The sequence below is a fragment of the Methylobacterium nodulans ORS 2060 genome (assembly GCF_000022085.1).
Lineage (GTDB): Bacteria > Pseudomonadota > Alphaproteobacteria > Rhizobiales > Beijerinckiaceae > Methylobacterium > Methylobacterium nodulans.
This window is the reverse complement of sequence record NC_011894.1, coordinates 5,729,117-5,743,736: the sequence shown is the minus strand read 5'-3', so window position 1 is coordinate 5,743,736 and position 14,620 is coordinate 5,729,117. Positions and strand designations below refer to the sequence as shown.

Here is a 14,620-nt window from a genome sequence, read left to right as displayed (position 1 = left end):
CATGCGGCTTACGACCTTGATCGCGGCCGGAATCCTGCTGGCAGCCCCGGCCCTGGCCCATGAGGGCAGGGGCACGAATGGCGGCCGGGTCGCCGATGCTGGCCGGTACCACGTCGAACTCGTCGCCAAGGACCGGACGGTCGACGTCTACCTCCTCGACGGCAGCGAGAAGCCCGTGCCGGCGGCCGGCTTCACAGGCACCGCCATCCTCGTCGTGAACGGCAAGCCGGCCCGCGTGGCGCTGGCGCCGGCCGGCGGCAGCCGGCTGACCGGCACGGCCGACATCCCCCTCGGCACAGCGCCCAAGGGCGCCGTGCAGCTCACCGCGCCGGACGGCACGACCGTCAGCGGCAAGTTCAACTGACCCGACATAGGAAAGAGATTCCGATGACCCGCACCCTTCTCGCCGCCCTGCTGGCCACGGGGCTCGCCGGCGCCGCCCTCGCGCACGACTCGCACGGTCACCAGGCCATGCCGAAGGGCGGCATGCAGACCGACAAGCAGGCGATGATGGCCGACATGATGCCGGCCCCGGGGGACGCGCCCTCGACCAGGGCGTTCAAGGAGACCCACATGAGCATGATGCACGCCATGCAACTCGGATACACCGGCGACCCCGACATCGACTTTCGCACGCACATGATCCCGCATCACCAGGGCGCCATCGACATGGCCAAGGTGGCGCTGACGCACGCCAAGGACCCGCAGACCAAGGCGATGGCGCAGAAGATCATCGATGATCAGGAGAAGGAGATCGCCGACATGCGCGCATGGTTGAAGCAGCGCGGCCGGTGAGCCCCAAGACGCTTGCCCTCCGGGGCGGGCCCCGCATCGCCGGGTGATGCCGAACCGATGATCGGACCGCCCGTCGGGCCGATCATCGTCCGGCCGGGGCAATCGGTCATCGGGCGAATCGCGCCGACTCCGGCCAGGGGTCGTGTGCGCTTCGCCTCTGGACGGCGCTGCGCTGCAGTGCGTCGATGACCCGGCAACCTCCGGACCTGCCTCGGCATGCCTCCGATCTCGCCGACCGGCAGGGCGAGCCATCGCACGCGATTCTCAGCCGCATCGGCTCTGCTGATCGGGATCCGGGAGCGTCGCCCTGCCTGCCCGGCCTGGCCGGTCAAAAAGGGGTTAGTGCTTTCGAGCCGCGGCGATCGAGCCGGATTGTACACCCTCATGCGGAATCAACAGATGGATGCTGCCGTTGTGCAACAAAAATCTGACGATGAATCGGAAAAAATATCCTAACGCGGTAAGAATGTCACAGGGCTGACTCCGACACTATGAGCAGAGTGCTTCGTGGATCAGGAGATTATTAATATTCTGTTAAACGTGAGTATAGATGAGAAACATCGATATCATCTTGCTCGATATTTTACATTCATATCAGTAAGATAATACATACTGAAAAATAAACAAGGAAGAAGAAGCAATATAGCTTGCAGCCATGTCGAACCTGAAATTTGCAAAAAATAGCCGACTCAAATCATGGAAACGACTTTTGGCCGCGAGTTTATTCCTTCTGCGGGTGGCGGTCGAGAATGAATTTCTGCTGATATCGCTTCGCGATGACCGTGACCCGGCGATGTAAGTCTTGTTCTGTTGAGTCGTGAAGAGGTTGTGCGCTGTAGCAGTGAAGCTGTGTCTTTGTAGAGCCGTTGCTTGACAATGCCCGCGGCCGGAACAATCATCATCTCTGTCGAGGCCAATCCAGAGCCTCTCGCTAGGCTCGGATAAGAACAAATTTGTGCGGCCTTACAAGGGGAAGGCTTTCCAGACTGACGTTCGGGCAAAGCATCAATGGGCCCGGGGCGATCGTGCCAGCAGCATGTGTGGGGCTGCTCGTCTTCGCCTCGTTCGTCCCGACGCATGCGCAAAATAAGACCAGCTCGGAGACGTGACGATAGGCTCGGAACAAGGAGTTTGGTGTATGTCGAGCATGATTGAACCCCCGTTCGGTATGGTTCCGACAGGCACCGCGGACGCAGGCATGCGGATCCGCATCAGACCCGCGCAGCATCCTTCCGTCGCAACCATTCTCATCGGCCCCAACGGCCTCTATCAGGACAGCCTGACCAGCATTCTTGAAGAGAACGGCTATCTGGTCGTCGACGCGATCGGCAGCCTGGCCGAGTTCGATCCGACCCTGGAGCCGGAACTGATCCTCCTGAGCGAATTCGGATGGGGGGAGATCACGCGCGAGGTGATCCCGCACTTACGCCGGATGGCACCGAAGGCGCGCATCGCCATCCTGGCGGAGCCGTCCGACGGGACCGCGCTTCGAGAGCTGCTCGAGATGGGCGTCCAGGCCTGCCTTGATGTCCTCATGCAGCCGGAAGCGCTGGTGAAGTCTCTCAACGTCATCATGCAGGGCAACATCGTGATGCCGATGGGGGTGGTCCCCCATCTCGGAAGGTCCGGCACGAAGGCGCCGGCCACCTATCTCCTGCCGACGCCGCCTGCCGCCGCCCGTGGGCTCGGTGCCAACGAGACGCTCACGGAGCGCGAGGTGGAGATCCTGGCCTATCTCGCCGCGGGATTGTCGAACAAGCTGATCGCCCGCCGCCTCTCCATCGCGGAAGCGACGGTCAAGATCCACGTCAAGAGCATCCTCCGCAAGACCGGCCTCCAGAACCGCACCCAGGCGGCGATCTGGACCCACCGCCACGGCATCGCGCCCGCCGATCTGGACATCGCCTCGGACTGACCATTCACGGGTCCGACCCGTCCCGCGCCGCGCGGGTCCTGCTCGCGGTCCGGGCGTTGCGGCCCGGGCCGCCTCCGTACGACCAACGGCCCAGGATGCTGACGCGTCGGGCCGTTGATTCGTCTCGAATGATCGATGCCAAGCCGGAGGCTTTGTGACGAGGCCTCGGTAACGAGACTTGGCGAAAATCCCAGACCGGCGCCTGCGGTCATTGGCAAGGCTGTTGGCATGAATTGGCCACCGGCTGCGCTGACCCTGACGGATGAAATCGGCTGAACGAGCGCTTTCTTCTGTGGCAGCCCCATTGGCCCTCATGCTGAGATGCGTGGCGTCTTCCACGCACCTCAGGGGCGATCAGACTGCGTCAGCCCACGCGACGATGTCCGCTCCCTCTTTCCCGGGCGCATGCAGCGTCAGCGGAATGCGATCCGGGACCCAGCAGAAGAAGTCGCGCAGCACCCGCTTGTCGGCGCCAGTGCTGGAAGATTGAGCCGCTGCGCGGCGAGTCCTCGTGTTGGGTCCCGGATCTCCTTCCGTTGTCGCTGCAGTCGTGCAGGCCCGAACGGGCCCGGAAAGAGGGAGCGCGCAGGGGCGGAGAATCCGCGAAGGGGCGGAGAACCTCTGATCCGGTCTGCGAGGGACCGGTTCGGAGCCCCTCTCATCGCGCCCCCATCCGCATGGCGAAGTCATCCATCGGATGTCGGATGAGCTCACCGCCGGCCTTTGCCGACCCTGACGGATGACACCGGCTGCACGAGCGCCCCCTCCGATGGCAGCCCCCGACGCAGCAGCGACAACCGGGTTTCCATCGAAGCGATCACGACAGGTTGCGGCTGGAACCGGCGCGCTTGCGCGCGGCGCAGAGGCCGCGCGCGACGCAGAGAGGCGGGGCCTCCGGCGGGAGCTTCCCGCGACTGCGCCGCGGCCCCGCATCGAGCGGGCGCCTGCAGGCGCTCCTCAGCGGGCACCCTTGGCGCCGAGAACGGCCGGGATCGTCGCCAGCAGGATGTAGAGATCGAGCCAGAGCGACCAGTTGCGGATGTAGTAGGTGTCCTGGCTCTCCTGGACGGCGAGGTCGCCGTCGCTGCGCGCCGAGATCTGCCACAGGCCGGTCAGGCCCGGCGGCACGCTCGTCCGCAGGCGGCGGAAGGCGGGGCCGAAGCCGTCCAGGTGATAGGACGGGAACGGCCTCGGGCCAACGAGGCTCATGTCGCCGCGCAGGATGTTCCAGAGCTGGGGCAACTCGTCCAGGCTGCTGCGGCGCAGGAAGTGCCCCACCTTCGGGAGCACGCGGGGATCGTCCGCGAGCTTGAAGAACCGCTGCCACTCGGCGCGAGCGGCCGGGCTGGCCTCGAGATGGTCGCGCAGCCGCTGCTCGGCGTCCCGATACATGGTGCGCAGCTTGAGCACGCGGATCGGGCGCCCGTTCCGTCCCACCCGGACCTGGACGTAGAACGGACTCCCCGGATCGGCGAGCGTGATCAGACCCGCCAGCAGGGCGATGAGCGGGGCGACGACCAGGAGGCCGAGGCCGGCGAGCACGCCGTCGAGCATCCGCTTGAGCAGCAGATTGCGCGGCCGGTAGAGTTCGCGCCGGATCTCGAGACCGACGGCGCCGCCCAGCGGACGCACCTGCAGCCACAGATCCTGCAGGTCCTCGATCCTCTGGGCGAGCAGGAGACGGGCGGATGGCCCGGCTCCGCTGCGGATCCCGTCGTGCCGGGCGAGCTCGGCGCAGGAGGAGAACACGATCACCTCCGCGGAGGAGAGGCCCGTCGCGTCGAGGGAGTCGACGAGCGGCAGCTGTTCGGGCGGCGCCTCGGGGATCCGGTCGGCGACGATGCCGATCGGCCTGAGGCCGAGCTCGGGCTGGGCGAGCAGGGTGCGGGCGAGGGCGCGACCCGCCTCGTCCGCCCCGATGATGAGCGTGGGGGCGCCCCAGGCGCCGGCCCGGATCAGGACGCGCTGAACCGCCCATTCGCTGTAGTAGCCGAGCACGAGGAGAAGCCCGGCGACGAGGGTGATCGCGCCGAGGTGATGCGGCGTGACCCTGCCGGCGGCGACGAGCAGGCAGGCAATCGCGTAGAGGACGAGGCCGAGGGCGCGCAACCGCAGCCGCTCCGGAGGGCTCGGGCCGTCGCTCCCGTAGAGGCCGAGGGCCGCGAAGATGGGGAGAACCGCCAGGGTGGGAAGAGTGAGTGGCCCGGCGAGCGCCGCATTCGCCTGCACCGGAACTCCGCCGAGCTGCAGCAGGCCGCTCGCCGCCACCGCGGCCGCGATTGCGACCATGGCATCGCCGGCCAAAAGCGCGCCCGCCACGACACTCCGCCGCCCGCGGCGTGCGGGGCGGCGCTCGGCGCGGGTCGTGCGCGCGACCGTCCCGACCGAGGACATTGCCGTGTTGCCGTTCCGCATGGGTCACCCTCTCGAAGAACAGCCGGTGGCGGGGACGCTCGACGGGCGAGCCTGGGGCGCTCGCGGCTCAGCTGCCATTGGCCAGCCGGCGCGGTGGATTGGCCGGCCCGCCGCGCCCCGGTGCGAACAGGCGCGCCAGAAGCTGGCCCGCCGCCAGGACGAGGAAGAGCGGCACGATCTTCCCGTAGCGCCCGGCCAGGCGCCGTGGCTCGGTGGCGAGGCGGTAGAGCCATTCGAGGCCCGAGCGCTGCATCCAGCGCGGCGCCTGCCGCTTGGTCCCCGCCAGGAAGTCGAAGGCCGCTCCGACCCCGACCATCACGGGTGCCGTGATGCGCCCGCGATGGGCCGCCATCCAGGCCTCCTGCTTGGGCGTGCTCAACCCGACCCAGACGATGTCGGGTTGCGCGGCGTTGATCTCGGACACGATCGCTTCGTCCTCCTCGGGGGTGAGCGCCCGGAAGGGCGGGCAGTGGATGCCGACCACGGAGAGGCCCGGGACCGCGGTGCACAGCCGCGCGCGGAGCTGCTCGGCGACGCCGGGGGCGCCCCCGTAGAAGAAGTGCCGGTATCCGAGGGCGGGCGAGAGCCGGATGACCTCGCGCATGAGGTCCGGCCCGTAGACGCGCCCGATCGGGCCGTAGCCGAGCAGGCGCGACATCCAGACGAGGGGCACCCCGTCCGGCGTCACGAGGTCCGCCTCGGCATGGATCGCCCGCAGCCGGGGATCCTTGCGGCACTCGATCACGCCGTGCACGCCGGTGATGCAGACGTAGTGCGGGCGCTTGGCCCGCACGAAGGCGTCGAGGGCGAGGACGGCATCCGGCAGGGTGATGACGCTCACCCCGACGCCCAGCACCGGGGCCCGCTCCTGCTCCCAGGGGCGGGCGCTCTCGTTCGCCGCGGCCCTCATTGCGCACTCGCATGCGGGCCTGCGCGGCGCAGCATCTGCACCGACGCGGCATTGCGGGCGAGCTGCCCGTCGAAATACGCGATGGTCCGGGTGAGCCCGCTATCGAGCTCGACCCGCGGGGCCCAATGCAGGAGGTCGCGCGCCCGGGAGATGTCGGGGCAGCGCCGCCGCGGGTCGTCCTGCGGCAGAGGATGGCAGGTGATCGTCGAGCGCGAGTTGCACAGGGCGACGATGCGCTCGGCGAGCGCCAGCACCGTCGTCTCGACCGGGTTGCCGAGATTGACCGCTCCGCCTGGCTCCTCGTCGAGGGCCATCAGGCGCAGCAATCCCTCGACGAGGTCGTCCACGTAGCAGAAGGACCGCGTCTGCGAGCCGTCGCCGTAGATGGTGATGGGCTGGTGGGTCAGCGCCTGGATGATGAAGTTGGAGACGACGCGCCCGTCCTGCGGATGCATGTGCGGGCCGTAGGTGTTGAAGATCCGCGCGATGCGCACCGACATCCGGTGCTGGCGCTGGTAGTCGTAGAACAGCGTCTCGGCGCAGCGCTTGCCCTCGTCGTAGCAGGCGCGCGGGCCCGCGATGTTGACGTAGCCGCAATAGCCCTCGGGCTGCGGGTGGACGTCCGGATCGCCGTAGACCTCGCTCGTCGAGGCCTGGAGGATCCGCACGCGCAGCCGCTTGGCGAGGCCCAGCATGTTGATCGCCCCCATGACGCTCGTCTTGGTCGTCTGGACCGGATCGCGCTGATAGTGGATCGGCGATGCGGGGCAGGCGAGATTGTAGATCTCGTCGACCTCGACGTAGAGGGGAAAGGTCACGTCGTGGCGCAAGAGCTCGAAGGATGGATTGCCGAGCAGGGGCTCGCAATTGGCGCGCGTGCCCGTGAAAAAGTTGTCGACGCAGAGAACCTCATTGCCCTGCTTCAGCAGCCGTTCGCAGAGATGCGAGCCGATGAAGCCGGCGCCGCCGGTCACGAGAATGCGCTTCATGTTCAACGATCCTTCGCTGCCGAGATTGACCGCGCCGGGACCAGCACCGCACCCGTGATCGCGCCGCCCTCAAGCTGAAGCGGCCCGCACCGGCGACTCTGGTTCGAGGGTTTCGAGTTACGCTTCAAGCATGGCGCTGGCCGGCCTCGCGCGACAACTGGCGCATTCGGTGGAGATGCACTCCGAAAGAAGTCGACGCGCCGTAATACGCTTGGTCCTGACTTGCGAAGCTGGGCCGTGAACTCGCGGGCCCGGCCCGGAGCGGGCGGGGCCGGCCGGCGGCCGCCCTAACACCAAGGAGTGCGCCCGCTCATCGGAAGGGCGATGCCGGAGCGCTGCCGCGTGCCGCTAGCATGCGTGGCGGTCGGGCGATCCGGTTGGGGGTCCGGCCTTCCTCACGACGGCTGCGAGCGATCCCGCCATGGTCATGACCCTGCCCGTCCCGACGGTGCCCTTCGCGCGCGCGGCGCTTCTCCTGGCCAGCCTGTGCGTGCTCGCCGGGCCCGCGCCGGCGCAGGAATCCGGATACCGGCTGGCGCCGGGCGACCGCATCGCCCTCTCGGTCTTCGGTCAGACCGAGCTCTCCGGGGAGTACTCCGTCGGCACCGACGGCAACCTGTTCCTGCCGCTGATCGGCGAGGTGCCCGTCTCGGGCAGCACGCTGCCGGAGGCCCAGAAGCAGGTCGTCGCCCGCCTCGCCGACGGCTACATCCAGCAGCCGGTGGTGAGCCTGCGGATCATGGAGATGCGGCCGATCTACGTGCTCGGCGACGTGCGTCTGCCCGGGAGCTATCCCTTCCGCCCCGGCGCGTCGGTGCTGAGCGGCATCGCGCTCGCGGGTGGCTTCGCGCGCCCCGAGCAGGTCCAGGTCGCGCAGCAGACGGAATTCCTGCTGGCGGACGAGCGCGTCCGGGTGCTCGAAGCCAATCGCCGCCTCTATCGGATCCGGCGGGCGCGCCTTGAGGCCCAGCGGCGCAACGAGGAGGGGTTCCGCCCGCCTCCCGACCTCGAGCGCGACCCCGCCGCCGCCCCGATCCTGGCGGAGGAGCGCCAGATCCTCACGGCGCAGCGCGGCGCCCTGCTCCAGTCCCTCGAGATGCTGCAGGCGCAGAAGCCGCGCATCGAGGCCGAGATCGTCGGGGTGCAGGCCCAGCGCACCGCCGAGGAGACGCAGCTGCGGCTGATCCAGGCCCATATGGAGGATTACGAGAAGCTCATGGCCAACGGGCTGGCCCGGCGCTACCAGGGCATCGAGTTCCAGCGCGAGGAGGCCCGCAACAAGGGCACGATCGCCCGCCTCAACTCCGATCTCGCGCGGCTCGATCTCGCACTCGGCGACCTTGCCCTGCGGCTGCAGGAGATGAAGGACACCTATCAGCGTCGCATCCTCGCGGAAATGCAGGAGGCGACGACGCGGCTGACCGAGACGGAGACGCAGCTCTCGAGCGCCCGCGAGATCCGGGCCGCCCGGTTGCAGGTCGCAGGCGCCCTGGTCGCGCCCGAGACCAACGAGGTGATCCGCCGGGTCGTCATCACCCGCACCCAGGACGGGCGGACCGAGACGATCGCGGCCGACGCGAACACGCCCCTGATGCCGGGCGACATCGTCGATGTGCGCCGCGAACCCGAGGCCAGGGCGGTTCGGACCAGCGCGGCGCAGCCCGGGACGGAGCTCCGCTAGTGCCCGTCGGATGCTCATCGCAGCATCCGGCAGACGCTCCGGTCCCGATCTGCGTTTGGCCGGACGGGGAAAAGGTGCCGGAGAACTGGTGTCCGCTTCTCCCGGGCGGATTCCGGAGCGCTCCTGCGCCGCGATGGATGCCGATCCGGCGCAAGCGCGCCGCAGCAAGGACTTGGTCCCGACGGCCCGAGCCGAAGGCCCGCTGGGATGAGGCGACCGGAGCCGGCAGCCGGTCGGGGCAGCCCGTCGGGATCTAGCGATATAGTTGATATAGCTAATTTAATACCGAATCTCCATTTCAACTCTGGCTCGGAAATTGAAGCATAGCTGGGAGCAGAAGCCGAAAAAACAGCGGTACTCAGGCGGGAGACAAGTATGACCGGGATCAGGCCGCTCATCATGTGCGGGGGCAACGGGACGCGGTTGTGGCCGGTGTCGCGCGCCTCGCTGCCGAAGCAGTTCGCGATCCTCGTTGGTGAGAGGTCGACCTTCCAGCAGACGATGATGCGCGCCGTGCAGCTCGGGGCCACCCAGCGCCCCCTCGTCGTCACGAACGCCCTGCACCGCTACCTCGTCGAGGAGCAGCTCGCGGAGATCGGCGTGCAGGCCGATATCCTGATCGAGCCCGAGCGCCGGGATTCGGGTCCGGCGATCCTGGCGGGCGCCTGCGAGATCGCCCGCGAGGACGCGGATACGCTGGTGCTGGTGCTCGCCTCCGACCAGATGGTCCAGGATGAGGGCGCCTTCCGGGAGGCGGTGGTCGCCGGCATCGACCCAGCCCTGTCGGATCATCTGGTGACCTTCGGGGTGACGCCGACGCATCCCGCCACCGCCTACGGCTACATCCAGCCCGGCGAGGCGGTGGGGGAGGGGGCCTGGCGGGTCTCCCGCTTCGCCGAGAAGCCCGGCGCGGAACGGGCCGCTTCCTATCTCCTCGACGGCTTCCTCTGGAATTCCGGCAACTTCCTGTTCCGGGCCGGGGCGCTGATCGGCGAGTACGAGCGCCATGATCCGCAGACGGCCGCGGCAGTGGAGGCTGCGGTGGCGCAGGCGCGGCGGGACGTCGGCACGGTCTGCCTCGACGCCGAGGCTTTCGCGCGGGCGCGGCGCCTGTCGGTCGACTATGCGGTCTTCGAGCACACGGAGCGGGCGGCGGTCGTCCCGATGTCCTGCGGCTGGTCGGATGTCGGCAACTGGGAGGCGCTCTGGGCCCTCGGCGAGGGCGATCCCGACGACAACGTCGTGCGGGGCGAGGTGGAGATGCACGACGCCCGTGGCTGCTACGTGTCGAGCGACGGCCCGCTGACCTCCGTGCTCGGCCTGTCGGACATCGTGGTGGTGGCGAGCACGGATTCGATCCTGGTGGCCGACCGGCGCCGGGCGGGCGAGGTCAAGGAGATCGTCGCGAGCCTGCAGAGCCGGGGGCGGCCGGAGGCCGAGACGCATCCGCGCGTGCACCGCCCCTGGGGCTGGTACGAGGTGCTCGATGCCGGCAGCCGGTTCCAGGTCAAGCGCATCGTCGTGCGCCCGAGCGGCCGCCTGTCGCTCCAGAAGCACCGCCACCGGGCCGAGCACTGGGTGGTGGTCACCGGGCGTGCCCGGGTCACGATCGGGGACGAGGTTCAGGAACTCGGACCGAACCAGCACGCCCACATCCCGCTCGGGGCCGTCCACCGCCTGGAGAACTTCGGCAATACGCCGGTCGAGATCATCGAGGTGCAGCACGGCGAGTATCTCGGCGAGGACGACATCGTCCGCATCGAGGACATCTACGCCCGCACCTGAACGAACCGCGGCGGAGCCCACGGAGGGCTCCGCCGCTCACCTGATACCGTGTCGCGTCGGTCGCGGGGTCACCCGCCGGACAGCCATCGCCGCCTGCTGGGATTGTCGCGTGGCGCAGGCTCCTGCCGGAGAACTGCGGGGCACCGTTCCAGAACCTGCCGAGGCCGGGACGCCCCGCGCCTGCTCCCCCTGAGGAAACCGCCCATGATCCGCGTTCTCTCCGCCATCGTGGTGCCTCCCCATCTCTCGGTCAGCGGCGGGGCCCGCGCGGGCGAGACGTTGAGCGCCGCCCTGGCCGGGGCCTGTTCGGTAACGGTGGCGAGCATGATGGGCGGCGCCGATGCGCCCCAGGGCTGCCGCCGCCTGCCGGTGCGGACGGGGCTCCCCCCGGGCCTCCCCTGGTCCCGCCTCGCGAACCGGCACCGCACGCCGTTCTACCGCTCGGACATTCCGCAGGCGATTCGCCCGGGCGCCTACGACCTCGTCCATCTCCACAATCCGATGCCGGCCCTGGAGATGCGGCGAATCGCGCGCGCCTGCCGCGCCGCAGGCATCCCCTACGTCGTCTCGACGCATGGCTTCAACGAGATCGCCAACGGCGCCACGATCTACGGCTTCGGGGCCCTGCAGCGCGCGGCCTGGCGGCACCTCGTGCAGTCGCCCGTCGCCGACACGGTGCGGGGGGCCGACGCGATCCTGGCCCTGTCGCCGGCCGATTTCGACATCATCCGCCGCATGGGTTTCGCGGGCGAGACCATCGACCTCGTGCCCAACGGGGTGAGGCTGCCGCCCTTAGGCGATCCGGAGGAGGACCGCGCCATCTGGGAGCGGTTCGGGCTCGGGCTCCCTGAGCCCGACGCGCCGCTCACCTGCATGTTCCTGGCGAATCACACCCCCAACAAGGGACTGCCCGTGCTGCTGCGCAGCGTGCTTGGCCTGACGCAGCCCTTCACGCTCGTCGTCGGCGGCGAGACGCGCCCGGAGGTCGATTACGCCGGGGCGCTCGCGGCGGCGGGGCCTCAGCAGCGCATCATCGTGACGGGGCGCCTGTCGGACGCAGAGGTCGGTGCCCTGCTGCGGCGCTGCGACCTGTTCGTCTTCCCGACCCTCGCGGACACGCTGCCCCTGGTGGTGTTCGAGGCCATGGCGCATGGGCGGCCGGTGCTCGCCTCGGCGGTCGGCGGCATCCCGCATCAGATCGACGCTGCTTGCGGCCGGCTCGTCCCGGCGGGCGACGCCGAGGCGCTGCGCGCGAGCCTCGCGGAGCTCGATGCCGACCGGGACCGTCTGCGCCGGATGGGCGAGTGCGCCCGCCTGCGCGTGGCCGGCGGCTTCACCTGGGAGGCCGCCGCCGAGAAGGCGCTTCGCGCCTATCTGCGCGTTCTCGCCGCCCGGGAGGCGCAGGGAACGGCCCGCAGGGCCAGCCCCTTGCCGCCCGAACCCAGCCGCGTCGCCGCCGGGGGGAGGGACCCGTGGCGCATTCCCGGCTGATCGGGCTCGTCCGCCGCGCCGGGCGGCGGCCGGGGCGCCGCATCCGGTCGCGGGGCGGGCGCGCAGAGTTCCCGGCCGGGAGGCCGGCCCGTCCCGGATTTCATCCGGCCGGATCGCATCCGGCGCCCGATTCGGAGCGCTGCGGCGGACCTCCGATGCGACCGGAGCGGGAGTGATGTCCGTCTGGTCCACGCCCCTGCGGGAGCCTGAGGTGCAGAACCGTTTGCTGCGGGCGCTGCCCGCCGAGAGCTTCGACCGGATCCGGCCGATGTTCGAGGAGGTCGTCCTGGAGGCGGGCCAGCGGATCGTGACCGCCAACGAGCCGATCAGCCACGTCTACTTTCCCGAAAGCGGGATCGTCTCCGTCATCTTCAATGTGGGCGGTCGCGGCGTCCTCGACACGCTCGTCGTCGGGCGCGAGGGGATGGTGAGCACCGCGCCGGTGCTCGGCGTCGAACGCGCGCCCCACGACGTCCAGGTGCGCGTGGCCGGAAGCGCTCTGCGAATCGGGGCCGGTGGCTTGCACCGCCTCGTCATGCAGAGCAGCCTCCTGCACGAGATCCTGATGCGCTACGTGCAGGTCGTGCTGATCTGGGGCTACCAGGCCGCCCTGGTGTGCCGCCGCAACAAGCTCGACGAGCGGCTCGCGCTGTGGCTGCTCCAGGCGATGGACCGGCTCACCGGCAACGAGATCGCCCTGACCCACGAGGCGCTCGCCCTGATCCTCGGCACGCACCGGCCCGGCATCACGGCCGCACTGCACAACCTGGAGCGGATCGAGGCGATCGCCACGAGCCGCGGCCGGATCACCATTCTCGACCGCGCGCGGCTCGTCATCGTGGCGGGGGAAGGCTACGGCACCGCCGAGAGCGAGTACCGGCGGCTGATTGGCCCCTTCTAGAGTTCGTCCAGGAGAAGCGGATCCGGGCCACCATCCGGACCCATGAGGTCGGTCGAGACCATCATGTCGGTCAGGCGCGTTGAGGCTGCGGACGGACGGGAAATCGACGGGAGCGGCCGCCGCGCAGGGCGGCGGCCGCGTCGCCTTCCTCCGGACCTCAGGCCCAGCCGAAGGTGTTGTGATAGGCGGCCATCGGCGTCTGGCCGGTGACCTCGTGGGCGTCGAACGTGCCGCTGAACTGCCCGTTCTCGTACCCGGCGCCGTAGGCGATGTTGCTCGGGTTGGCCGGGTTCTGGTACGACGCGCTGGTGACGGAGGTGCCGTTCGCCAGCGCGAAGATCAGGCCGCCCGACAGCGGCTGGCCGCGGCTGGGCGCGTTGGTGTTGAAGTTGTCGAACGACCGCACGTGGTCGAAGCTGTTGCCGCCGGTCATGTCGGCGAACGCCCCGTTGCCCATGTGGACCGCGTCGACGTTCTGCACGTGCCCGCCGGTCGATTCCTCGAAGATGATGCCCTGACCGCTCGGCGAGTTGTTGCCGTCGATCAGGCCGTTCTTGATGGTCACGTTGTTGCTGCTGCCGACGTTGATGTTGTCCTCGGTGAAGGACTTCTCAAGGTCGTTGTAGGTGTAGAACGTGTCCAGGGTGCTGTTGCCCGAGCGGTTGAACTGCACCAGCTGGCCGCGGGGCTCGGGGCCGCGGGCGTTGTAACCCTCGATCCCGGTCAGCAGGGCCTGCGGCGAGTCCTGCAGGTAGATGCCCGTGGAGGCGTCATGAGTGGTGACGCCGCTGATCTGGGCCCCGGGGCTGCTGTACAGCGCGAGGCCGTAATGCTCCGCATTCACCTCGGCGCCGGATGCCGGCGCCCCGGCGTTGAAGACCTCCACGTGGTCGATCTTCAGGCCGTCGGCCCCCATGGCCGAGATGCCGCTGCCCTCGGCCGCGCCGCCCGCGCCGTTGTAGTGGATGCGGACGTTGCTGATGGTGACGTTGTCGGCGTTGTCGAGCTGGATGCCGTCCCCGCTGTTGACGTAGATGTCGAGGTCCTTGATGACATCCCCGCTATGCGCGACGACCGTGCCGTCGTGGCGCGTGAGCGCGACAGGCGTCCCGCCCGTGGAGGTCGTGGAGGGCGCTGCCATCACGGGGTCGGTGGTGACCGTCGTCGTGGGAGCGGTCGCGGCGACGGGATCGGTGGTGGCCGTCGTCGTGGGAGCGGTCGCGACCACGGGATCGGTGGTGACCGTCGTCGTGGGAGCGGTCGCAGCCACGGGATCGGTGGTGGCTGTTGTCGTGGGAGCGGTCGCAGCCACGGGATCGGTGGTGACCGTCGTCGTGGGAGCGGTCGCAGCCACGGGATCGGTGGTGACCGTCGTCGTGGAAGTGGTCACGGGGTCGGTGATGGCCGGTGCCGTCGCGGCGGGCTGCGTCGTGGTTGCGGGCTCTTCGGTGACCGACGGAGTCGTCGGTGCGGTGGTGTCGGCGGGCGTGACAACGGGATCCGATGCTGCCGCGGTCGACTCGGTGGTGTCGGACGTGGCGGGAAGGCTCGAATCCGACGCGGCCGGATCGGAACCTGCATGGGCGCGCCAGCGCCGATTCAGGTGGTGCCAGAATCCGTCGAGGGCATCGGTGTTGTCGCGAGTCGAAAACCGCATCGTTTCTCCTGTGATGTTTCGCTGGCCCCGGCCTTGAGCCGCAGGCATCCATCCCGGCCGCGGGAGGCGACCAGGCTCTGA

The 14,620-nt window shown here is 69.1% G+C and carries 11 protein-coding genes; 7 read left to right on the top strand and 4 right to left on the bottom strand.

Translation table 11 applies throughout. The features are described 5' to 3' along the window. The first annotated feature begins 1 nt into the window (after window position 1). From MNOD_RS26580 to MNOD_RS45795, 3 genes are all read left to right on the top strand, one after another. Window positions 2-364, top strand: coding sequence for a hypothetical protein (locus MNOD_RS26580; RefSeq protein WP_015932061.1), 363 nt, complete (start codon window positions 2-4; stop codon window positions 362-364). A 23-nt stretch (window positions 365-387) separates the two neighbouring features. Then, a complete protein-coding gene (gene copM / locus MNOD_RS26575; protein ID WP_015932060.1) occupies window positions 388-795 on the top strand; it encodes a CopM family metallochaperone in 408 nt (135 codons plus the stop codon). 1,198 nt (window positions 796-1,993) lie between these two features. Further along, entirely contained in the window at window positions 1,994-2,710 is a 717-nt protein-coding gene (locus MNOD_RS45795; protein WP_015932059.1) for a LuxR C-terminal-related transcriptional regulator, read from the top strand. Window positions 2,711-3,667: 957 nt separating this feature from the next. Here the strand turns inward: MNOD_RS45795 and MNOD_RS26565 are convergent. From MNOD_RS26565 to MNOD_RS26555, 3 genes are all read right to left on the bottom strand, one after another. After that, entirely contained in the window at window positions 3,668-5,125 is a 1,458-nt protein-coding gene (locus MNOD_RS26565; protein WP_015932058.1) for an exopolysaccharide biosynthesis polyprenyl glycosylphosphotransferase, read from the bottom strand. A 67-nt stretch (window positions 5,126-5,192) separates the two neighbouring features. Then, window positions 5,193-6,035, bottom strand: a complete 843-nt coding sequence (locus tag MNOD_RS26560; protein ID WP_015932057.1) for a WecB/TagA/CpsF family glycosyltransferase — start codon at window positions 6,033-6,035, stop codon at window positions 5,193-5,195. After that, complete coding sequence (locus tag MNOD_RS26555; RefSeq protein ID WP_015932056.1) at window positions 6,032-7,024, bottom strand: UDP-glucuronic acid decarboxylase family protein; 993 nt, start codon at window positions 7,022-7,024, stop codon at window positions 6,032-6,034. The genes MNOD_RS26560 and MNOD_RS26555 overlap by 4 nt, the downstream gene beginning before the upstream one ends. A 427-nt stretch (window positions 7,025-7,451) precedes the next feature. Here MNOD_RS26555 and MNOD_RS26550 point away from each other — a divergent pair, with 427 nt between their 5' ends. The 4 genes from MNOD_RS26550 to MNOD_RS26535 all read left to right on the top strand — a co-directional run bounded on the left by MNOD_RS26550 (window position 7,452) and on the right by MNOD_RS26535 (window position 12,882). Continuing rightward, complete coding sequence (locus MNOD_RS26550; protein ID WP_157091561.1) at window positions 7,452-8,705, top strand: polysaccharide biosynthesis/export family protein; 1,254 nt, start codon at window positions 7,452-7,454, stop codon at window positions 8,703-8,705. 375 nt (window positions 8,706-9,080) lie between these two features. Continuing rightward, window positions 9,081-10,490, top strand: a complete 1,410-nt coding sequence (locus tag MNOD_RS26545) for a mannose-1-phosphate guanylyltransferase/mannose-6-phosphate isomerase (RefSeq protein ID WP_015932054.1) — start codon at window positions 9,081-9,083, stop codon at window positions 10,488-10,490. Between the two features lie 204 nt (window positions 10,491-10,694). After that, on the top strand, window positions 10,695-11,981 hold the full coding sequence (locus MNOD_RS26540) for a glycosyltransferase family 4 protein (RefSeq protein WP_015932053.1): 1,287 nt from the start codon (window positions 10,695-10,697) through the stop codon (window positions 11,979-11,981). Window positions 11,982-12,156: 175 nt separating this feature from the next. Beyond that, on the top strand, window positions 12,157-12,882 hold the full coding sequence (locus MNOD_RS26535) for a Crp/Fnr family transcriptional regulator (protein WP_015932052.1): 726 nt from the start codon (window positions 12,157-12,159) through the stop codon (window positions 12,880-12,882). 157 nt (window positions 12,883-13,039) lie between these two features. On the opposite strand, the gene MNOD_RS41755 is transcribed toward MNOD_RS26535, so the two are convergent. Continuing rightward, window positions 13,040-14,587, bottom strand: a complete 1,548-nt coding sequence (locus tag MNOD_RS41755) for a right-handed parallel beta-helix repeat-containing protein (protein ID WP_198157540.1) — start codon at window positions 14,585-14,587, stop codon at window positions 13,040-13,042. Between the last annotated feature and the right edge of the window lie 33 nt (window positions 14,588-14,620).